The organism is Isoptericola variabilis (genome assembly GCF_050311655.1).
Lineage (GTDB): Bacteria > Actinomycetota > Actinomycetes > Actinomycetales > Cellulomonadaceae > Isoptericola > Isoptericola variabilis.
Genome location: NZ_JBNOZM010000001.1, coordinates 367,234 through 386,174, shown reverse-complemented (window position 1 = coordinate 386,174; position 18,941 = coordinate 367,234). Strand labels below are relative to the sequence as shown.

The 18,941-nt window shown below is 75.3% G+C and carries 18 protein-coding genes; 11 read left to right on the top strand and 7 right to left on the bottom strand.

Annotated elements, in window-relative coordinates:
* The first annotated feature begins 83 nt into the window (after positions 1-83).
* A complete protein-coding gene (locus ACQP60_RS01810; RefSeq protein ID WP_429728119.1) occupies positions 84-710 on the top strand; it encodes a TetR/AcrR family transcriptional regulator in 627 nt (208 codons plus the stop codon).
* A gap of 3 nt (positions 711-713) precedes the next feature.
* Here ACQP60_RS01810 and ACQP60_RS01805 read toward each other — a convergent pair whose 3' ends face one another.
* Complete coding sequence (locus tag ACQP60_RS01805) at positions 714-2,333, bottom strand: ABC-F family ATP-binding cassette domain-containing protein (protein WP_429728118.1); 1,620 nt, start codon at positions 2,331-2,333, stop codon at positions 714-716.
* A gap of 114 nt (positions 2,334-2,447) precedes the next feature.
* Here ACQP60_RS01805 and ACQP60_RS01800 point away from each other — a divergent pair, with 114 nt between their 5' ends.
* Genes ACQP60_RS01800 through ACQP60_RS01790 form a run of 3 tightly spaced genes read left to right on the top strand, consistent with a single transcriptional unit; the run spans position 2,448 to position 4,326 of the window.
* On the top strand, positions 2,448-2,714 hold the full coding sequence (locus ACQP60_RS01800; protein ID WP_429728117.1) for an exodeoxyribonuclease VII small subunit: 267 nt from the start codon (positions 2,448-2,450) through the stop codon (positions 2,712-2,714).
* On the top strand, positions 2,711-3,688 hold the full coding sequence (locus ACQP60_RS01795; RefSeq protein ID WP_429728116.1) for a carbohydrate kinase family protein: 978 nt from the start codon (positions 2,711-2,713) through the stop codon (positions 3,686-3,688). The genes ACQP60_RS01800 and ACQP60_RS01795 overlap by 4 nt, the downstream gene beginning before the upstream one ends.
* Positions 3,685-4,326 (top strand): carbonic anhydrase, encoded by a 642-nt coding sequence (locus tag ACQP60_RS01790; protein WP_429728115.1) that lies wholly within the window; start codon positions 3,685-3,687, stop codon positions 4,324-4,326. Before ACQP60_RS01795 ends, ACQP60_RS01790 begins: the two co-directional genes overlap by 4 nt.
* Before the next feature lie 22 nt (positions 4,327-4,348).
* Here ACQP60_RS01790 and ACQP60_RS01785 read toward each other — a convergent pair whose 3' ends face one another.
* On the bottom strand, positions 4,349-4,906 hold the full coding sequence (locus tag ACQP60_RS01785; protein WP_429728114.1) for a DUF1697 domain-containing protein: 558 nt from the start codon (positions 4,904-4,906) through the stop codon (positions 4,349-4,351).
* An 83-nt stretch (positions 4,907-4,989) separates the two neighbouring features.
* Between ACQP60_RS01785 and ACQP60_RS01780 the strand changes: the two genes are divergently transcribed.
* Complete coding sequence (locus ACQP60_RS01780) at positions 4,990-6,426, top strand: class II fumarate hydratase (protein ID WP_429728113.1); 1,437 nt, start codon at positions 4,990-4,992, stop codon at positions 6,424-6,426.
* A gap of 189 nt (positions 6,427-6,615) precedes the next feature.
* On the opposite strand, the gene ACQP60_RS01775 is transcribed toward ACQP60_RS01780, so the two are convergent.
* Positions 6,616-7,104 carry a MarR family winged helix-turn-helix transcriptional regulator gene (locus ACQP60_RS01775; protein WP_429728112.1) on the bottom strand — a complete coding sequence of 163 codons (489 nt, stop codon included), beginning with the start codon at positions 7,102-7,104 and terminating at the stop codon, positions 6,616-6,618.
* 69 nt (positions 7,105-7,173) lie between these two features.
* Here ACQP60_RS01775 and ACQP60_RS01770 point away from each other — a divergent pair, with 69 nt between their 5' ends.
* Entirely contained in the window at positions 7,174-8,532 is a 1,359-nt protein-coding gene (locus ACQP60_RS01770) for an FUSC family protein (protein ID WP_429728111.1), read from the top strand.
* 18 nt (positions 8,533-8,550) lie between these two features.
* Here the strand turns inward: ACQP60_RS01770 and phoH2 are convergent, their stop codons facing one another.
* Positions 8,551-9,834 carry an RNA 5'-3' helicase PhoH2 gene (gene phoH2 / locus ACQP60_RS01765; protein WP_429728777.1) on the bottom strand — a complete coding sequence of 428 codons (1,284 nt, stop codon included), beginning with the start codon at positions 9,832-9,834 and terminating at the stop codon, positions 8,551-8,553.
* A gap of 351 nt (positions 9,835-10,185) precedes the next feature.
* Between phoH2 and ACQP60_RS01760 the strand changes: the two genes are divergently transcribed.
* Together ACQP60_RS01760 and nhaA are read left to right on the top strand one after the other, a co-directional pair.
* Positions 10,186-10,761, top strand: coding sequence for a DUF1697 domain-containing protein (locus ACQP60_RS01760; RefSeq protein ID WP_429728110.1), 576 nt, complete (start codon positions 10,186-10,188; stop codon positions 10,759-10,761).
* Positions 10,762-10,825: 64 nt separating this feature from the next.
* Positions 10,826-12,190, top strand: a complete 1,365-nt coding sequence (gene nhaA / locus ACQP60_RS01755) for a Na+/H+ antiporter NhaA (protein ID WP_429728775.1) — start codon at positions 10,826-10,828, stop codon at positions 12,188-12,190.
* Here the strand turns inward: nhaA and ACQP60_RS01750 are convergent.
* A complete protein-coding gene (locus tag ACQP60_RS01750) occupies positions 12,156-12,911 on the bottom strand; it encodes a DedA family protein (protein WP_429728109.1) in 756 nt (251 codons plus the stop codon). The two genes, nhaA and ACQP60_RS01750, sit on opposite strands and share 35 nt — an antisense overlap.
* A 150-nt stretch (positions 12,912-13,061) precedes the next feature.
* Between ACQP60_RS01750 and ACQP60_RS01745 the strand changes: the two genes are divergently transcribed.
* Complete coding sequence (locus ACQP60_RS01745) at positions 13,062-13,568, top strand: hypothetical protein (RefSeq protein WP_429728108.1); 507 nt, start codon at positions 13,062-13,064, stop codon at positions 13,566-13,568.
* Between the two features lie 13 nt (positions 13,569-13,581).
* Here ACQP60_RS01745 and ACQP60_RS01740 read toward each other — a convergent pair whose 3' ends face one another.
* Positions 13,582-15,060, bottom strand: a complete 1,479-nt coding sequence (locus tag ACQP60_RS01740) for an MFS transporter (RefSeq protein ID WP_429728107.1) — start codon at positions 15,058-15,060, stop codon at positions 13,582-13,584.
* A 122-nt stretch (positions 15,061-15,182) separates the two neighbouring features.
* On the opposite strand from ACQP60_RS01740, the gene ACQP60_RS01735 reads away from it, so the two are divergent.
* The gene (locus ACQP60_RS01735) at positions 15,183-15,875 is read left to right on the top strand and encodes a TetR/AcrR family transcriptional regulator (RefSeq protein WP_429728106.1); all 693 of its coding nucleotides are present in this window, start codon (positions 15,183-15,185) and stop codon (positions 15,873-15,875) included.
* 24 nt (positions 15,876-15,899) lie between these two features.
* On the opposite strand, the gene ACQP60_RS01730 is transcribed toward ACQP60_RS01735, so the two are convergent.
* Entirely contained in the window at positions 15,900-17,408 is a 1,509-nt protein-coding gene (locus ACQP60_RS01730; protein ID WP_429728105.1) for a helix-turn-helix domain-containing protein, read from the bottom strand.
* A gap of 173 nt (positions 17,409-17,581) precedes the next feature.
* Between ACQP60_RS01730 and aceA the strand changes: the two genes are divergently transcribed.
* Positions 17,582-18,892: an isocitrate lyase gene (gene aceA, locus ACQP60_RS01725; protein ID WP_429728103.1), complete on the top strand. Its 1,311-nt coding sequence runs from the start codon at positions 17,582-17,584 to the stop codon at positions 18,890-18,892.
* Positions 18,893-18,941: the final 49 nt, after the last annotated feature.

Below are 18,941 nucleotides of genomic sequence, written 5' to 3'. Positions count from 1 at the left end.
GCCATTGATGCGACTCCGATTGCGTTTGCAACGTAGCCCGGCGGAACGACTGATGCAACACTCGTTGCGTTAGGGTGGCGGGCGTGAGCGACACGACCGACCACGGCCTCCAGTCGACCGGGACCGTCCGCCCAGGGGGTCGTACGGCCAGGACCAGGGAAGCCGTGCACCAGGCGGTGCGCGAGCTGATGGCGGAGCACGGCGGCGAGGCTCCCGAGGTCTCCGCGGTCGCGACCCGCTCCGGCGTCCACCCGGCGACGATCTACCGCCGCTGGCGCACCCGGGACGCGCTCGTGCTCGACGTCGCGGTGGCCGACGTCAACGCCGCCTCGCCGGTCCCTGCCACCGGCGACCTGCGCGCCGACCTGCTCGCGTACACGCGCGGCCTGCTCGACGCCTTCGACCGGCCCGGCGGCCTCGCCTTCGTCGACGCCCTGGTCCGGGCGTCGCGCGAGGCGCGCCTGAGCCCCGAGCGCACCGAGGAGCTGCTGCGGCCGCGGCTCGACCTCTTCCAACGGCTGCTGGACGCGAGCGGGACCACCGAGCTCGATCCGCTCGACCTCGTCCTGCTGCTCGTCGCGCCAGCGCACCTCGGCTCCACCCTCGGGATCAGCGACGCGACCGGCGCCGCCGAGCGGCTCGTCGACAACGTGCTCGACGTCGCCGCGGGCCGCCGGTCCCGGGCCACGCCCCCGACGCGGCGGGGGTGACGCTCAGCGCGCCCGGACGACCCGCCCCTCGTCCCAGACGGGCTCGGGCGTCTCGCGCACGGTGCCGTCCTCGCCGAACACCAGGAACCGGTCGAAGGTGCGCGCGAACCAGCGGTCGTGCGTCACCGCGAGGACGGTGCCGTCGAACGCCTCCAGGCCCTCCTGCAGCGCCTCGGCGCTGGCGAGGTCGAGGTTGTCGGTGGGCTCGTCGAGCAGCAGCGCGGTGCAACCGGCCAGCTCGAGCAGCAGGATCTGGAACCGGGCCTGCTGCCCGCCCGACAGCCGGTCGAACGCGCGGTCGGCGGCGACGGTGAGCTCGTAGCGGCGCAGCACCGACATCGCGGCGCCGCGGTCGCGGGCGTGGTCCTCCCAGAGGATCTGGGTCAGCGTGCGCCCGAACAGCTCCGGGTGCGCGTGGGTCTGCGCGAAGATGCCGGGCACGACGCGCGCGCCGAGGCGCCACTGACCCGTGTGCGCGACGTCGTCGCCCCCGAGCAGCCGCAGGAAGTGCGACTTGCCCGAGCCGTTCGACCCGAGGACCGCGACGCGCTCGCCGTAGAAGACCTCGAGGTCGAACGGCTGCATCAGCCCGGTGAGCCCGAGGCCCTCGCAGGTGAGCGCCCGCACGCCGGTGCGGCCGCCGCGCAGGCGCATGCGGATGTCCTGCTCGCGCGGCGGCTCGGGCGGCGGGCCGGCCTCCTCGAACTTGCGCAGGCGGGTCTGGGCGGCCTTGTACCGGGCGGCCATGACGTCGCTCATCGTCGCGGCGCGCTGCAGCTCCCGGACGAGCTTCTTGAGCTGGGCGTGCTTCTCGTCCCAGCGCCGGCGCAGCTCCTCGAACCGCGCGAACCGCTCGCGGCGCGCCTCGTGGAACGTGGCGAAGCCGCCGCCGTGCACCCACGCGTCGGCGCCGGACGGCGCGGGCTCGAGGGAGACGATGCGGTCGGCGACGCGCGCGAGCAGCTCGCGGTCGTGCGAGACGAACAGCACGGTCTGGCGGGTGGCCAGGAGCTGGTCCTCGAGCCAGCGCTTGCCCGGCACGTCGAGGTAGTTGTCCGGCTCGTCGAGGAGCAGCACCTCGTCCGGCCCGCGCAGCAGCGCCTCCAGGACGAGCCTCTTCTGCTCGCCGCCCGAGAGGGTGCGCACCTCGCGCCACCGCGCCTGCTCGTACGGGACGCCCAGCGCGGCGACGGTGCACACGTCCCACAGCGTCTCGGCCTCGTAGCCCTGCGCCTCCGCCCAGTCGGCGAGCGCCTGCGCGTACGCGAGCTGCGCGGGCTCGTCGTCGACCTCCATGATCGCCAGCTCGGCGGCGTCGACGGCGCGCGCGGCGTCGCGCACCCGGGGCGGCGCGACGGAGACGAGCAGGTCGCGCACCGTGGTCTCGTCCCGCACGGAGCCGACGAACTGCCGCATGACGCCCAGCCCGCCCGTCACGGTGACGGAGCCGGCCTGCGGCACCAGGTCGCCCGAGAGCAGGCGCAGCAGGGTCGTCTTCCCGGAGCCGTTGGGCCCTACCAGGGCGGTGGCGCTGCCCTCGGGGACGCGGAACGAGACGTCGTCGAGCAGCGTGCGCCCGTCCGGCAGCACGTGCTCGACGTGCGCCACCTCCAGATGACCCATGCCGGGCACGCTGCCTGACGCGCCGCCCGGTCGCAAGGCAATTCCGCCCGCAGCCCTGCCCGCCACACGGACGACGTCGGCGGCCTGTCGGCCCGGTGTTGTTGACTGTCCCCCGTGACCGATGCGAATCCCGGTGCCCCGGACCTGCCCGCCGACGTCTCCGCCCTGACCTACGAGGAAGCCCGCGACGAGCTCGTCCAGGTCGTCGCCCGGCTCGAGGCCGGCAGCGAGCCCCTCGAGGCGTCGCTCGCCCTCTGGGAGCGCGGCGAGGCCCTGGCGGCACGCTGCCAGCAGTGGCTCGACGGCGCGCGGGAGCGGCTGGCGGCTGCGCAGGCCGCCTCGGCGGCGCCGTCGCCCGAGGACGAGGAGGACGACGCGTGAGCGCGCACGTCCTCGCCGTGGGCGAGGCCCTGGTGGACGCGGTGCACCGCCCCGACGGGACCAGCGAGGAGCACCCCGGCGGCAGCCTGGCGAACGTGGCGCTCACGCTCGGCCGCCTCGGCCGCGACGTGCGGCTCGCGACGTGGCTCGGCCGCGACGACCGCGGCGACGCCGTGCGGGCGTGGCTCGCCGAGTCGCGCGTGGCCCTGGCCCCGGGCAGCGACGGCGCGGACCGCACGAGCGTCGCGCAGGCGACCCTCGACGGCACGGGCGCCGCCACCTACGAGTTCGACCTCGAGTGGCAGGTGCCCGCGGGCGCCGGCGCCACCGGCGAGACCCTCGCGGTGCACACCGGCTCCATCGCCGCCATGCTCCCGCCCGGGGACGCCGACGTGCGGCGACTGCTGGCGGCGGCGCGCGGCACGGCGACGGTCACGTACGACCCCAACGCGCGGCCGGCGATCATGGGCGACGCCGACGCCGTGCGCCCGCGGGTCGAGGAGATCGTCGCGCTCTCGGACGTGGTGAAGGTCAGCGACGAGGACCTGGCGTGGCTCTACCCCGGCCGCGACCCGCTCGACGTCGCCCGGGCCTGGCAGGCCACGGGGCCGGCGGTCGTCGTGGTGACGCTCGGCGGCGAGGGCGCGACGGCGGTGACGGCGGCCGGCGAGGTCGCCGTCGAGGCCCCGCGGGTCGACGTCGTCGACACCGTCGGCGCGGGCGACTCGTTCATGGGCGCCCTCCTGGACTGGCTGTGGGGCGCGGACCTGCTGGGCGCGGACCGGCGGGACGCGCTGCGCGCCATCGACCGCGCGGCGACGGCGCGGATGCTCGTGCGCGCGGTGGCCGTGGCCGCCGTCACCGTCTCCCGGGCCGGCGCGAACCCGCCGTGGCCCCACGACCTCGTCGGGCCGGACCGCGTGCGGGCCGGCCAGCACGCAGCAGACGATCACGGAGCAGAGGAGCACTCATGACCCTGACCCCCACCGAAGCCTGGGCCCGGCTGCGCGCCGGCAACGGCCGCTTCGTCCGCGACGAGCCGGACCACCCCGACCAGGACGCCGTCCGCCGCCACGAGCTGCGCACCGTGCAGCACCCGCACACGGTGATCTTCGGGTGCTCCGACTCCCGGGTGGCGGCGGAGATCATCTTCGACCAGGGCCTGGGCGACGTCTTCGTCGTGCGGACCGCCGGCCACGTGGTCGACACGACCGTGCTCGGCTCGATCGAGTACGGCACGGAGGTGCTGCACACGCCCCTGGTGGTGGTGCTGGGGCACGACTCCTGCGGCGCCGTCGCGGCGACGGCGCACACCCTCGCGACCGGCGAGCAGCCGCCCGGCTTCGTGCGCGCCGTCGTCGACAAGGTCATCCCCTCGGTCGCGGAGCTCACGAGCCGGCAGGGCGTCACCGGGCCGATCGACCCGGACGTGCTGCGCACCGAGCACGTCAAGCACACCGTCGCGCTGCTGCGCGGCTACTCGGCCGCGATCGCCGCGGCCATCGACGCGGGCCGCCTGGCCGTCGTCGGCGTCGTCTACGACCTGGACGACGGCAGCGCCCGCCTCGTGGCGGTCGACGGCGAGGTCGGCGAGGAGCCTGCCGCCGCCTGATCCCCCGCGCGGGACTGGACGCTCAGGTCCGTGCGGCGGCCGCCAGCAGCCGCCGCACGGTGCCGAGCGTCCGCGTCGTCGCGACCCCGCCGGTGAAGCGCTCGACGGCGGAGTTCGGGTCGCCGCCCGTCCCCGGGCCGCCCCGCACGACCGCGAGGACCACACCCGGCCTGGCGGCGACGAGGTCGAGCAGGTCTCGCGGGTCGGTCCACGGCAGGTCGACGGGCAGCGGCTCCCCGCCGTCCACGAAGGTCAGGGTGTCTCGGTACGTCCGCTCGTCGCGGGTGAGCGCGAACGGGTCGCCGTCGATCGCCGCCGCGAGGTCGGCGAGCGGGCGCACCAGCGCCGCGCCGGCGTACCCGCACCGCTCCGCGAGCCGCGGCGCCGCGGCGCGGGCCACGGCCTCCGCCGCGCCGTCCCCGCCCGGGCCGACGTCGAGCAGCACCGTGCCGTTGGTCTGGAACGACCGCACCGCCCGCGCCCCCGCCGCCAGCAGCGCGGCCTCCAGGTCGGCGCGCACCGGGCTGCCGCGATGGCCCAGGTTCATCGCCCGGTAGAGCACCACGTGGGTGAACGTCATGCCCCCATCCTGGTGGGCGCCGCCCACACGGGAGTGACCCGCCTCACGACGGACCGCCTGCCGAGGTGCGGCACGATAGAGGCATGACTTCCGACACCGTCGTCCCCGGCGCGTCCGGCGCGGGCGAGACCGAGTACCGCATCGAGCACGACACGATGGGCGAGGTGCGCGTCCCGGCGCACGCGCTCTACCGCGCGCAGACGCAGCGGGCCGTGGAGAACTTCCCCATCTCCGGCACCACGCTCGAGCGCGGGCACATCGAAGCCCTGGCCCGCATCAAGAAGGCCGCCGCCCGCGCCAACGCCGAGCTGGGCGTGCTCGACCGGGACGTCGCCGACGCGATCGTCGCCGCGGCCGACGAGGTCGCGTCCGGCGCCCACGACGCGCACTTCCCGATCGACGTCTTCCAGACCGGCTCGGGCACGTCGTCGAACATGAACACCAACGAGGTGCTGGCCACGCTGGCCACGCGCTCGCTCGGCAAGGACGTGCACCCCAACGACCACGTCAACGCCTCGCAGTCGTCGAACGACGTCTTCCCGACGTCCGTGCACGTGGCCGCCACCGCCGGCGCGATCCACGACCTGATCCCGGCCCTGACCCACCTGGCCGACGCGCTGGCCGCCAAGGCCGACGAGTTCGCCACCGTGGTGAAGTCCGGCCGCACGCACCTCATGGACGCCACCCCCGTCACCCTCGGCCAGGAGTTCGGCGGGTACGCCGCCGCGATCCGCTACGGCGTCGAGCGCGTCGAGGCGGCCCTGCCCCGCGCGGCCGAGGTGCCGCTGGGCGGCACCGCGGTCGGCACCGGCATCAACACGCCGGCCGGCTTCCCGCAGCGCGTCATCGAGCTGCTGCGCGAGGACACGGGCCTGCCGCTGACGGAGGCGCGCGACCACTTCGAGGCGCAGTCGGCCCGTGACGGGCTCGTCGAGCTCTCCGGCGCGCTGCGCACCATCGCCGTATCGATCACGAAGATCTGCAACGACCTGCGCTGGATGGGCTCGGGCCCGAACACCGGCCTGGGCGAGATCGCGATCCCCGACCTGCAGCCGGGCTCGTCGATCATGCCGGGCAAGGTCAACCCGGTGATCCCGGAGGCCGTCCTCATGGTGGCCGCCCGCGTGGTCGGCAACGACGCCACCGTCGCGTGGGCCGGCGCCAGCGGCTCGTTCGAGCTCAACGTGCAGATCCCGGTGATCGCGCAGGGCGTGCTGGAGTCGATCCGCCTGCTCGCCAACGCGTCGCGCGTGCTGGCCGACAAGACGGTCTCGGGCATCACCGCCAACGTGGACCGCGCCCGTGCGTTCGCCGAGTCGTCGCCGTCGATCGTCACGCCGCTCAACCGCGTGATCGGCTACGAGGCCGCCGCCAAGGTCGCGAAGCACTCGGTCAAGCAGGGCCTCACCGTGCGCGAGGCCGTCATCGACCTCGGCTTCGTGGAGCGCGGCGAGGTCACCGAGGAGCAGCTCGACTCGGCCCTCGACGTCCTGTCGATGACGAAGCCCCCGCAGGCCTGACGCCCCTGCCCCGTGACGGCGGTGCTCCCCTCGGGGGGCACCGCCGTCGGCGTCTCCGGAGTGACCGCATCCCGGCCCCGGGGTTGGTTAGGCTAACCTCACCTGCTACTGTCGGCGGTACGCGGGGAGGCGTCCCTCGGGGCGCGGGGCTGGGGGGTTCCACCTGAGACGTGCGGCGCCTCCCCGCGATCAGTAGTCCTTCGGGTCCAGCCGGCGCAGCACGACGGCGAGCAGCCGGCCGAGCTCGGCCCGCTCCACCTCGGACAGGTCCGCCAGGGCGGCGCGCTCGTGCTCGACCTGCCGCGGGAACAGCTCGTCCACGAGCCGCTCCCCCTCGGCGGTCAGCGCCACCAGCACGCCCCGCTTGTCCCGCTCGTGCACGGCGCGCTCCACGAGACCGGCACGCTCCAACCGGTCGAGGCGCTTGGTGATCGACGCGCCCGGCGACCCCGTCATCGTCGTGATCTCGCCGGCGCGCAGGGGCCGGCCGGAGCGCCGCAGCGCGGTGAGCACGTCGAGCTCGGCCCGCGTCACGTCGCGGGCGGCGAGGTCGCCGCCCATCTCCGCCTCCAGCAGCGCCGCGATCCGGCGCACCCGCGCGCCGACGTCGGCGGGAGACGTGTCGACGGAGGGCAGCCGCTCGGCCCACTGCGCGCGCACGCGCTCGATGTAGTCCACGGCGACAGGATAGAGGTCACACCACCACTTCTTCCCTGATGATTTACCGGTGAACTATCATGGGCGGCAATGCCTCCCACCTCCTCCCCCGTCCTGACGAGCGCCCGCGACGTGCTCGATCCCGGCCACCTGCGGGCCGCGCTGCGCATCAACCCCGCCGACGCCACGCTCGCGGCGGCGCTGCGCGTCGGCGCCGCGGCCGCCGTCGTCCTCGCGCTGAGCGCCGCCGTCGGCCGCACCCACCTTGCCGCCTTCGCCTCGCTGGGCGCGCTCGTCATCCTGTACGGGCGGTACGAGCCGTACCGGCGCCGCGCGTCACTGCTGGCCGGCGTCGCCGCCGTGTTCGTCGTGGCGTTCCTGCTCACGGCCTCGCTCACCGCCGCGGGCGCGCCGACGCTCGTCGTGCTCGGGGTCGTGGCGCTGGTGGCCGGCGTGGCCACGGCCCTGTGCACCCTCGTCCGCACCGGGCCGCCCGGGGCGAGCATCGTCGTCTTCGCCGCGGCGGGCGGCATGGTCGGCCCCCTGGGCTGGGGCGACGTCGCCGAGCGGGGAACCGCGTTCGCCGTCGGTGCCGCGATCGCCTGGCTCGTCGGGATGAGCGGGTGGCTCGTGCGCCCGAGCGCGCCGGCACGCCTCGCCGTCCGCCGGGCCGCCGACGCGGTGCGGACGTCGCTCGACGCCGGCCCCGAAGCCCCGGACGCCGCGCGGGCCGCGACGGCCGCCGTCGCCCGGGCCCGCGACGTGCTCGCCGACGACCTGTCCCGTCGACGCACCCGCGACACCGCGCGGGTGCTGGCCGCCGAGCTGGCCGCGGTCACCGCCGCGCTGGACGCGCCGGCCGCCTCAGCGCCGTCCACCTCTTCACCGTCCGCCTCCGCGGCGGGCGCCGCGACGGCGCCCGCCGACGCGCTCCCGCCGCGTCGCCGCCTGCGCGACGACCTCCGGGCCGGCTGGCGCGTCCCCGGCTGGCGGCTCGCCGGTGTCCGCGTCGTGCTGGCGAGCGTCGTCGCCGGCGGGGCCACGCTCGCCGCGGGCCTGAGCCATCCCGCGTGGGCGCAGCTCGGCGCCACGGCGACGCTGCAGGGCGCCAGCACGCGCCACGCCGTGGTCCGCGCGCTCCAGCGCGGCGGCGGCACGGTGCTGGGTGCCCTGCTCGCCTGGCCCCTCCTCGCGGCGCACCTGTCGTTGGCGGCGACCTGCGTCGTCGTGGTGGTGCTGCAGGTGGTCACGGAGGTGATCGTCGGCCGGCACTACGGGCTGGCGATGCTCACCATCACGCCGATGGCGCTGCTCATGACGTCGCTCGGCGGGTCCGTCGACCCCGCCGGGATCGCGGCGTCGCGCGCCCTCGACACCGTGCTCGGCGCCGTCGTCGGGGTGCTCGCCGTCGTCCTGGTGCACCCGCGCCGCCGGCCTGCCGAGGCCTGACCGGCGGCGCGGGAGCCGTCAGATCTCCAGCGACTCCAGCATCTCGGTGACCAGCGCCGCGACGGGCGACCGCTCCGAGCGTGTGAGGGTCACGTGCGCGAACAGCGGGTGCCCCTTCATCGCCTCGATCACGGCCGCGACGCCGTCGTGCCGCCCGACCCGCAGGTTGTCGCGCTGCGCGACGTCGTGCGTGAGGACCACGCGCGAGTCCTGCCCGATGCGCGACAGCACCGTGAGGAGCACGTTCCGCTCGAGCGACTGGGCCTCGTCCACGATGACGAAGGCGTCGTGCAGCGAGCGCCCGCGGATGTGGGTCAGCGGCAGCACCTCGAGCATCTCGCGGTCGATCACCTCGTCGACGACGTCGGGCGAGACGAGCGCGCCGAGCGTGTCGTAGACGGCCTGGGCCCAGGGGTTCATCTTCTCGGACTCGGACCCGGGCAGGTAGCCGAGCTCCTGCCCGCCCACGGCGTACAGCGGGCGGAACACGATGACCCTGCGGTGCTGCCGGCGCTCGAGCACCGCCTCCAGCCCGGCGCACAGCGCCAGCGCCGACTTGCCGGTGCCGGCCCGGCCGCCCAGCGACAGGATCCCCACCTCCGGGTCGAGCAGCAGGTCGATGGCGATGCGCTGCTCCGCGGAGCGGCCGTGCACACCGAAGACGTCCTGGTCGCCGCGCACGAGCCGGACCGTCTTGTCGGGCGTGACGCGGCCGAGGGCGGAGCCGCCCGGCGAGTGGATCACCAGGCCCGTGTGGCACAGCAGGGGCGACGCCGCCTCCACGACGGCGGGGTCGAGGGCCGCGAGCTCCAGCTCGCCGCCCTCGTACAGGGTGCCCACCTGCTCGTCGGCGACGTCGATCTCGCGCATCCCGGTCCAGCCGGAGTCGATGGCGAGCTCGTGGCGGTACTCCTCTGCCCGCAAACCGACGGCCGACGCCTTGACCCGCATCGGCAGGTCCTTGGAGACCACGGTGACGTCGCAGCCCTCCGCCGCGAGGTTCGCCGCGACCGACAGGATCCGCGTGTCGTTGTCGCCGAGGCGGAACCCGGCGGGCAGCACCTGCGGGTCGGTGTGGTTGAGCTCGACGCGCAGCGTGCCGCCCGCCTCGCCCACCGGGATGGGCGCGTCGAGGCGGCCGTGCTTGAGCCGCAGCTCGTCGAGCATGCGCAGCGCGCTGCGCGCGAAGTAGCCGAGCTCGGCGTGGTGGCGCTTGGCCTCCAGCTCCGTGATCACGACGACCGGCAGGACGACGTCGTGCTCGGCGAAGCGGTGGATCGCCCGCGGGTCGGACAACAGCACGGACGTGTCGACGACGAACGTGCGGGGGGTGGTGCCGTCCGGGTCGGTGGCGTCGACGGTGTCGCGCTCAGGGACGGGTGCAGTTCGGGCCACGGCGAGCTCCCTCCAGGTGGACGGGCGGCCGCCCCGGGGGCGCCGTGCGGCGCCGGGCCGGAGCCGGCCCTCCCGCACGGAGCGTGAACCCCATCGGCTGGCCTCCCCGAGGACGGCTGGACACCGTCCCTGCCGCCAAACTACGACGCTGTGATTCCCCTCACCACCCCCACGTCGGCGGGTCGGGAAGTTGTCACCCGCCGTTCACGCGCCGGACCCCGCCGCGACGCGGGCAGGAACGGCGAGCACCATGGAGCCGTGACCCCGAAGCCCTCGACACCCACGGACGACGACCCGACCGCCTGGGTGGTGCTGCTGCGCGGCGTGAACGTCGGCGGGTCCCGCCGGGTGAGCTCCGCCGACCTGCGCGAGGCCGCCGCCACGGCAGGACTCGCCGACGCCCGCACCTACGCCAACAGCGGCAACCTCGTGGCCGTCGGCGCGGCGGACGACGGCGACGTCGCCGGGCGCGTCGCGGCCGCGCTGTCCGACCGCCTCGACGGCGACCTGCGCGTCGTCGCCCTGACGGCAGAGCGCGCGGCCGGCGTCCTCGCCGCGGACCCGTTCCCGGACGCCGTGGCCGACCACCCGTCCCACGTGCAGGTGCACCTCTCCCCCGAGCCCGTGGACGCCGACGCTCTCGCGCGGCTGGCCGAGGGGCGGCTCGAGCGGTTCGCCGTCGTGGACGGCGTGCTCTACGTGGACTACGTGGCGGGCATCGGCCGCTCCAGGCTCACCCCCGCGCTCATCGACAAGGCCGCCGGGACCTGGACCACCGCGCGGAACTGGAACACCCTCACCAGGCTGGTCGCGATGGCCCGCGAGGCGACCTGACGGGGAGGCGGCGTCGGGCACCCGACACCGGACGTTAGGCTGGCCCGCGGGTGAGCCGGGAAGTCTGGTCGGTGGCACCGGCTGCGACGCCGGTACGACGATCGACCCCCTACGACCGGACGGGAGCACCACCCTGACCTCCGACACCGCCACCCAGCCCTTCGGCGCCCGCCTGCGCCGCTTCGCCTCCCGCGAGACCACGGGCGGGGCGCTCCTCATCGGCGCCGCCGTCCTCGCCCTGATCTGCGCGAACGCCCCGTGGCGCGAGTCGTACTTCGCCCTGTCCGAGGCGGTGCTGGGCTTCGACCGGCTGGGCCCGCTGTCCGTGCACCTGGACCTCTCGGTCGCGGAGTGGGCCGCGGACGGCCTGCTCGCGATCTTCTTCTTCGTCGTCGGCGTCGAGCTCAAGCACGAGTTCGTGGCGGGCAGCCTGCGCAGCCCGAAGGAGGCGGGCGTGCCGATGCTCGCCGCCGTCGGCGGCATGGCGGTGCCCGCGATCCTCTACGCGGTGATCGTCGTCGTGCTGGGCGAGCCCGGGGCCCTCCAGGGCTGGGCCATCCCCACCGCCACCGACATCGCCTTCGCGCTCGGCGTGCTCGCCGTGTTCGGCAAGGGGCTCCCGGCCGCGGTGCGGACGTTCCTGCTCACGCTCGCCGTCGTGGACGACCTCCTCGCGATCATCGTGATCGCCGTCTTCTACACCTCGGACCTCGACTTCGGCTACCTCGCCGCGGCCCTCGCGACCATCGTGGTGTTCGGCCTGGTCGTACGCTCCCGCCGGCCGTACTGGTGGATGCTCGTCCCCCTGTTCGCCGTGGCCTGGGCGTTCATGCACGCCTCCGGGGTGCACGCCACCGTCGCCGGCGTGCTCATGGGCTTCACCGTCGCGGCCCGCCCCACCCACGGCGAGGCCGTGCCGCGCACGCACCGCTACGAGCGGGCGGTCAAGCCGTGGTCGCAGGGGGTCGCCCTGCCCGTCTTCGCGTTCTTCGCGGCCGGCGTGGACCTGGTCGACGGCGGCGGCGTCACCGAGATCCTCGGGCAGCCCGTGGTCCCGGCCATCACGGTCGGCCTCGTGGTCGGCAAGCTTGTCGGCGTGCTGGGCACGACGGCGCTGGTCACGCGCCTCACGCCGCTCCGGCTCGCGCAGGGCATCGGCGTGCGCGACCTGCTGCCGGTCGGCTTCCTCGCGGGCATCGGGTTCACCGTGGCGCTGCTCGTGGCCGAGCTGTCGTTCGGGCATGCCTCCGAGCACACCGAGGGCGCCAAGGCGGCCATCCTCATGGGCTCGGTGATCGCGGCGGTGCTGGGTGCCGTGACCCTGCGCTGGGACGCCCGCCGCGCCCGCACCTCCGATATGAACCTCGACGGCGTCGACGACGCCGTCGCCGACTTCATCGGGGACGAGAAGGACCGCAGGGAGCACTGAGCGCGGCCGGCCCGCGGGCGGGGACCCGCGGCGCGGCGCCGCCCGCGAGCGCCGGCTCCCGCTGCGCCACGGCGGCCGTCCGTGCGGCCGGGGCGGCCCGCCGGCCGCGGGCTGCCCAGGCCGTGAGGACCCGGTCGACGACGAACCCGAGCACCGTGCCCACGACGATCCCGACGGCGACGGCGACCAACGGCTGGTCGCCGAGCGGCTGGGCGGCCATCACCCCGAGCAGCACCGACCACGCCGCCCACGCCAGGGACGCGACGGCGGACAGGCCCATGAACCGGCGGCGCGAGAACCCGACCGCGCCCGCGGTGACGTTGACCGCCATCCGCCCCACCGGCACGAACCGCGCCCCGAGGACGACGGACGCGCCGCGCCGCTCGAAGGAGCGCGCCGCCCAGGCCACGGCGCGCTGCCCGCGCGGGCCGCGCAGGAACGGGACCCGGGACGTGCCGAGCGCGCGGCCGAGGGCGTAGGCGACCTGGTCGCCGCACCATGCGCCGAGGGCCGCCACGAGGATCACGAGGGCGAGGTTGACGGCCTGGCCGGTCTCGGCGCCCACCGCCATCATGATGATCACGGTCTCGCCCGGCACGGGCGGGAAGAAGCCGTCCGCCGCGGTCGCCCCGAACAGGGCGGGGAACGCCCACACGGACGACACGAGCGCGAACAGCGTGCTCTCCAGCTGGGCCCACAGCGAGCCGATCGCGTCGATCATGCGTCCCAGCCTCCGGCGGGGCCACCGCCCGCCACCATGGGGTGTCCCCCCGGTTCGACCCTGGGGCGACCCTGAGCGGGTTGCCGGGCCGTGGCGGCCGACGGACCCGGAACGGCGTCTCGCTCCGGAGCGAGTGGCTATGCTCCGGCCGTGATGTCGCCGGAGATCCGCCTGGTCCGCGCACGCGTCGGCCTGATCGCCGGGCTCGTGGCCGTCGCCCTGTTCACGGTCTGCATGCTCGCCCTGGCCGCCGCCAGCTCCGTCGAGGCGTACCGCGTGACGCACGGCTCCGGCGTGGCGGGAGTGTTCACCCCGGAGCGCCAGCACTGCACCCAGCGGCACGGGCGGCGGTCGTGGGGCTCCGAGCACTGCAGCTGGAGCGGGACCTTCACGGCCGACGACCGGAGCGTCGTGCTGGTGGACGCCGAGCTGCGCGACGACCTCGGGACGTCGCGCGGGGACGGCCGGCCGCCGCCCGTGAGCCCCGCCTACGTGGACGTCCGCGCGGACGCGGAGGTCGTCCACCGGCCGGCCGACTGGTGGGACGGCCCGCTCCTCGCAACCCTAGCCGTCCTCGTCGCGGGGACCGGCCTGGTCTTCCGGCTCCTGCACTGGTACCGGAAGGCGACCCGGCCCTTCGAGTCCGCGCACCGGTGAGGCGCCCGACCGCTCAGGCCACCCGACGGGAGCGCGCCGCGAGCACGAGGGCGACCAGCACGCCCACGACGCTCGCCGCGGTCGCGACCCAGAACGCGGCGGAGTAGGCCCCGGCGGGGTCGGCCGTGCCGGCGGCGAGCAGCGCGGTGACCACCGGGGCCGCCGCCGCGGAGCCGACGGTGCGCACGACGCTGTTCAGCCCGGTCGCCGCGCCCGTCTCCGTGGGCGGCGACCAGGTGACGACGAGCTGGGCGCAGATGGCGTACCCGATGCCGTTGCCGAGGCCGAGCACGGAGAACGCGACCACCACGGCCCACGGCGTCGCCGGCCACAGCGCCAGGCCGACGGCACCGACGGCCATCACCGCCGCCGCGACCGCGCCCGTGCCGCCGGGGCCGACGCGCCGCACGAGCGCCGGCGTCGCGCGACCGCCGAGGAAGACGAGGACGGCGCTGGGGAGCATCGCGAGGCCGGAGACGGTGACGCTCATCCCGTGGCCGTACCCCGTGCCCGCCGGGGCCTGCATGAGCAGCGGCAGCGCGACGTAGCAGACGTACGGGACGAAGCCCACGGCCACGGTGAGCAGGCTGACGAGCACGATGGGCCCGTGCCGGAAGGTGCGGACGTCGACGACGGGCGCGGCGGTACGGCGCTCGACGAGCACCAGCACGGCGAGCAGCAGCACGCCGGCCACGCCGACGGCGATCGTCCGGGGGGAGCCCCAGCCCCAGGAGCCGCCCTGGGAGACGGCGAGCAGCACGCCCACCAGGCCGCCCGCGAGCAGCGCGATGCCGGGCCAGTCGGTCCGGCGCTGCACGGCGGGCGCACCGCCGCGCGGCACCCAGGCCGCGACCAGCGCGCCCGAGCCGAGGATCAGCACGGCGCCGAGCACGAACAGCCAGCGCCAGCCCAGTGCGTCGACGACCACGCCGCCCACCACGAGGGCCGCTCCCGCGCCCAGCCCGATCATCCCGGGGATCCAGCCGAACGCCGCCGCGAGCCGCGGCCCCGCCAGCACCGACCGGGCGATCGCCAGGGCGAGCGGGAACGTCGCGGTGCTCACGCCCTGCACCACGCGCGCCGCGAGCAGCACGCCGAGGGACGGCGCGGCGGCCGCCAGCAGGGTCGCCCCGCCGAACACGACGATCGTGCCGAGCAGCACCCGCCGGTGCCCGAACCGGTCCCCGAGGTTGCCGACCACGGGCGCGAAGACCGCCCCCGCCAGCAGGAACGCGGTGAGGATCCAGCCGGTCCCCTGCGCGGTCGCGCCGAGCTCGCGGCCCAGGGTCGGCAGGGCCGGGACGACGAGCGTCTGCATCAGCGAGAAGGCGAGCACGGCGGCGCTCAGCGCGAACGTGACGCGGCCGGGGTGACGCGCGGCGGTGCTGTCGGGGCCGGGTGCGGGGACGGCGTCGCTGGCAGTGTCGAGGGCAGCGTCGAGGGAAGCGTCGGGTCCGGCGCTGGGCGCCTGGCTGGTCGGAGGCACGGTCATGCTCGCTCTCTGTGGTGAGGGTGGCTGCGCCTCGTCGCGCGGGCCGAGAAGGGTCCGGTGAATCGGAACGGACTCGTCGTTCCGATTCACCCTAGCATCGCACGACGGGCTACCGTGTGCCCATGCCCTCCCCCGCCACGCCTGCCGACGAGGGCGCCGGGCGCCCGCTGCCCGGCCGGCAGCGCGAGGCCCGCGCCAACGACACCGCCGTGCTGGCCGCCGCCCGGGAGGTCTTCGCCGCCCAGGGGCACGGCGCCTCGATGGCCGACGTCGCGCGGCACGCGGGCGTCGGCGTCGGGTCCGTCTACCGGCGCTACCCCACCAAGGAGGCGCTGGTCGAGGCGCTGCACGTGCAGGCCGTGCGGGAGGCGGCCCGGCTGGCGACCGAGGTCGCGGAGGAGCACGGCTCCGACGCCACGGCCGACGACGGCGCGGTCGGCACCTTCCTCGCCCGGCAGATCACGGGCGCGACGGGCCCGCTGCTGCGACCGCCGGGGGCGGGCGGCCCGCTCCCGGCGGACCTGGCCGCCGCGACACGCGACCTGCGGGTCGGGCTCGAGCGGCTCATCGCCTACGACCGCGCCGAGGGCCTGCTCCCCGCCGGCTTCACCACGGCCGACGTCATGCAGCTGCTGCTGCACCTGCGCCCCGCGCTCCCCTTCCCGCGCGCCGAGGCGGACGCGCTGCACCTGCGCTACCTCCGGCTCGTCCTGGCCGGCCTGCGGGCGGGGGCGCGCGACGACGTCGCGCTCGGCGGCGCGGGGATCGGAGAGGGCCCGAGCTGGGACGCGTGGGTCGGCGCCTGGCACGACTGAGCGCCGTGCCGCTCGTCGGACCGGTCACTCGGTCGGCGCGTGCCGCTCCAGGAACTCGTAGACCTCGGTGGTGTCGACGCCGGGGAACGCGCCGGACGGCATCGCGGCGAGCATCGACGCGTGCGGGCGGGCGCTGGGGAACGCGTGCCCGTCCCAGCGGCGGGCCAGCGGCGCGGCCGGGCGCCGGCAGCAGCCGTCGTCGGGGCAGCGTGACGTGCTGCGGGCCGTCGTCTCGCGGCCCAGGAACCACTTGACCTGCGCGTACGGGACGCCGACGCTCACGGAGAACCGCCCGTCGGGCGTGTCCTGCACGCGCGAGGTGCACCAGTAGGTGCCGGTCGGCGTGTCCGTGTACTGGTAGTACGGGCTGAGCCGGTCGGCGATGCCGAACACCACGCGCGCGGTCCAGTGGCGGCACACGTGCTGCCCCTCCACGGTGCCCAGCGGGTCGGCCGGGAACCGGACGCCGTCGTTCTCGTACGCCTTGTGGATCGCGCCCGACTCGTGGACCTTCATGAAGTGCACCGGGATGCCCAGGTGCCGGGTGGCGAGGTTCGTGAAGCGGTGGGCCACCGTCTCGTACGAGACGGCGAACGCGTCGCGCAGGTCCTCCAACGAGATCGACCGCCGCTCCTTCGCCTCGCGCAGCTGCTTGACCGCCTCGCGCTCGGGCACCAGGAGCGCCGCGCACAGGTAGTTGGCCTCGACGCGCTGGCGGAGGAACTCGCGGTAGTCCCGCGGCTCGGCGTGCTCCAGCACGTGCGACGCGAGCGCCTGGAGCACCGCGGAGCGTGCCTCCGACCGACCGCGGATCCCGTTGCTCGGCAGGTAGACCCGGCGGTGCAGCTGGTCGATGACGGCGCGCGTGGACTGCGGCAGGTCCGGCTCGTAGTGGATCGAGAAGCCGAGGTGGGCGGCGAGCTCCCCCACCGCCCGCTGGGGCAGCGGGCCACGGCCGTGCCCGACGTCGTCGAGCAGGCCGCGCGCGACGATCTCCAGGTCGGGGAAGTAGTTGTCCTGCGCCCGCATGTCGGCGCGCAGCTCGGTGTTGGCCCGGCGGGCCTCCTCCGGGGTGAGCGCGCGCTCGGAGTGCAGCCGCTCCAGCTCGCGCTGGAGCCCGACGATCGCCTCGAGCGCGTCGGTCGGCAGCGACTTGCCCACCTTCACAGGGCGCACGCCGAGCGCGGAGAAGAGCGACCCCCTTTGCACCCGCTCCAGCTCGATCTCCAGGGCGTCGCGGTGCGACGGCGGCTCGGCGGACAGGAGGTCCTCCACGCTCGCGCCGAGGGCGCGGGCCACCGCCTGCAGGCGCGCGATGGTGGGCTCGCGCTTGCCGTTCTCCAGCATCGAGACCTGCGAGGGCGCACGCCCGATGGCCTCGCCGAGCTGTTCGAGGGTCATGCCGCGGCGGGTGCGCAGGTGCCGGATGCGGCGGCCGATCGTCAGGGCGTCCGCCTCCTGCCCGATGGGGATGCCGCTCGGCAGCGTGGCGTCGTCCCGGGTACCGGGCCCGGAATCGGTCGAGATGGCCATGCTCGAGGGTGACACGGACCACACCTTCCGTCCAGGAGAAGAACCCAGAAATTTCTGCTCGGATTTTCTGGCCGCGGGGTGGCGCGGCGCGCCAGGGTCGTGACCAAGGACGACGGCGGGCGACCCGCCGTCGCCGCACGACGAGAGACGCCGAGAGACGAAAGAGGCACGCCATGACCGCCACCCTCGACCCCCGCACCACCGCCGCCGGCGACCAGACGCAGACCGCCGCCGAGCTGGCCGAGCAGTGGGCGTCCGACCCCCGCTGGGCGGGCGTCGAGCGCACCTACACGGCCGAGGACGTCGTCGCGCTGCGCGGGTCGGTCGGCGAGGAGTTCACCCTCGCCCGGCGTGGCGCCGAGCGCCTGTGGCGCCAGCTGCACGAGGAGGACTTCGTCAACGCGCTCGGCGCGCTGACCGGCAACCAGGCCGTGCAGCAGGTCAAGGCCGGCCTCCAGGCCGTCTACCTGTCCGGCTGGCAGGTGGCCGGCGACGCGAACCTCGCGGGCCAGACCTACCCCGACCAGTCGCTCTACCCGGCGAACTCCGTGCCCGCCGTCGTGCGCCGCATCAACAACGCGCTGCTGCGCGCCGACCAGATCGACGTCTCCGAGAACGGCGCCCCGACGCGCGACTGGCTCGCCCCGATCGTCGCGGACGCCGAGGCCGGGTTCGGCGGCCCGCTCAACGCGTACGAGCTGATGCGGTCGATGATCGCGTCGGGCGCCGCGGGCGTGCACTGGGAGGACCAGCTCGCCAGCGAGAAGAAGTGCGGCCACCTGGGGGGCAAGGTGCTCATCCCGACCCAGCAGCACGTGCGCACGCTCAACGCGGCCCGTCTCGCGGCCGACGTCTCCGACGTGCCGAGCGTCGTCATCGCCCGCACGGACGCCGAGGCCGCCACGCTGCTCACGTCCGACGTCGACGAGCGCGACCGCCCCTTCCTCACCGGCGGCCGCACGGGCGAGGGCTTCTACGAGGTCCGCAACGGCGTCGAGCCGTGCATCGCCCGGGCCAAGGCCTACGCCCCGTACGCCGACCTCATCTGGATGGAGACCGGCACCCCCGACCTCGAGCTCGCGCGGAAGTTCGCCGAGGCCGTCAAGGCCGACTTCCCGGACCAGATGCTGGCGTACAACTGCTCGCCGTCGTTCAACTGGAAGAAGCACCTCGACGACGCCACGATCGCCACGTTCCAGCGCGAGCTGGGCGCGATGGGCTTCAAGTTCCAGTTCATCACCCTGGCCGGCTTCCACGCCCTCAACTACTCGATGTTCGACCTCGCCCACGGCTACGCCCGCGAGCAGATGTCCGCCTACGTGCGGCTCCAGGAGGCCGAGTTCGCCGCCGAGGAGCGCGGCTACACCGCGACCAAGCACCAGCGCGAGGTGGGCACCGGCTACTTCGACCGCGTGTCGACGGCGCTCAACCCCGACGCCGCGACCCTCGCGCTCGCCGGCTCCACCGAGGCCGCGCAGTTCTGAGCGGGTCACCCCCGCTCCCGCCCCAGCCACGACCAGCCCCGACAGACCG

Bases quoted from the DNA above. Each gene is read 5' to 3' on its own strand.
- ACQP60_RS01735 (WP_429728106.1), top strand. From the start codon at position 15,183: ATGCCCTCCCCCGCCACGCCTGCCGACGAGGGCGCCGGGCGCCCGCTG.
- ACQP60_RS01730 (WP_429728105.1), bottom strand. From the start codon at position 17,408: ATGGCCATCTCGACCGATTCCGGGCCCGGTACCCGGGACGACGCCACG.
- ACQP60_RS01780 (WP_429728113.1), top strand. From the start codon at position 4,990: ATGACTTCCGACACCGTCGTCCCCGGCGCGTCCGGCGCGGGCGAGACC.
- ACQP60_RS01740 (WP_429728107.1), bottom strand. From the start codon at position 15,060: ATGACCGTGCCTCCGACCAGCCAGGCGCCCAGCGCCGGACCCGACGCT.
- ACQP60_RS01750 (WP_429728109.1), bottom strand. From the start codon at position 12,911: ATGATCGACGCGATCGGCTCGCTGTGGGCCCAGCTGGAGAGCACGCTG.
- ACQP60_RS01790 (WP_429728115.1), top strand. From the start codon at position 3,685: ATGACCCTGACCCCCACCGAAGCCTGGGCCCGGCTGCGCGCCGGCAAC.
- ACQP60_RS01785 (WP_429728114.1), bottom strand. From the start codon at position 4,906: ATGACGTTCACCCACGTGGTGCTCTACCGGGCGATGAACCTGGGCCAT.
- aceA (WP_429728103.1), top strand. From the start codon at position 17,582: ATGACCGCCACCCTCGACCCCCGCACCACCGCCGCCGGCGACCAGACG.
- ACQP60_RS01805 (WP_429728118.1), bottom strand. From the start codon at position 2,333: ATGGGTCATCTGGAGGTGGCGCACGTCGAGCACGTGCTGCCGGACGGG.
- ACQP60_RS01770 (WP_429728111.1), top strand. From the start codon at position 7,174: ATGCCTCCCACCTCCTCCCCCGTCCTGACGAGCGCCCGCGACGTGCTC.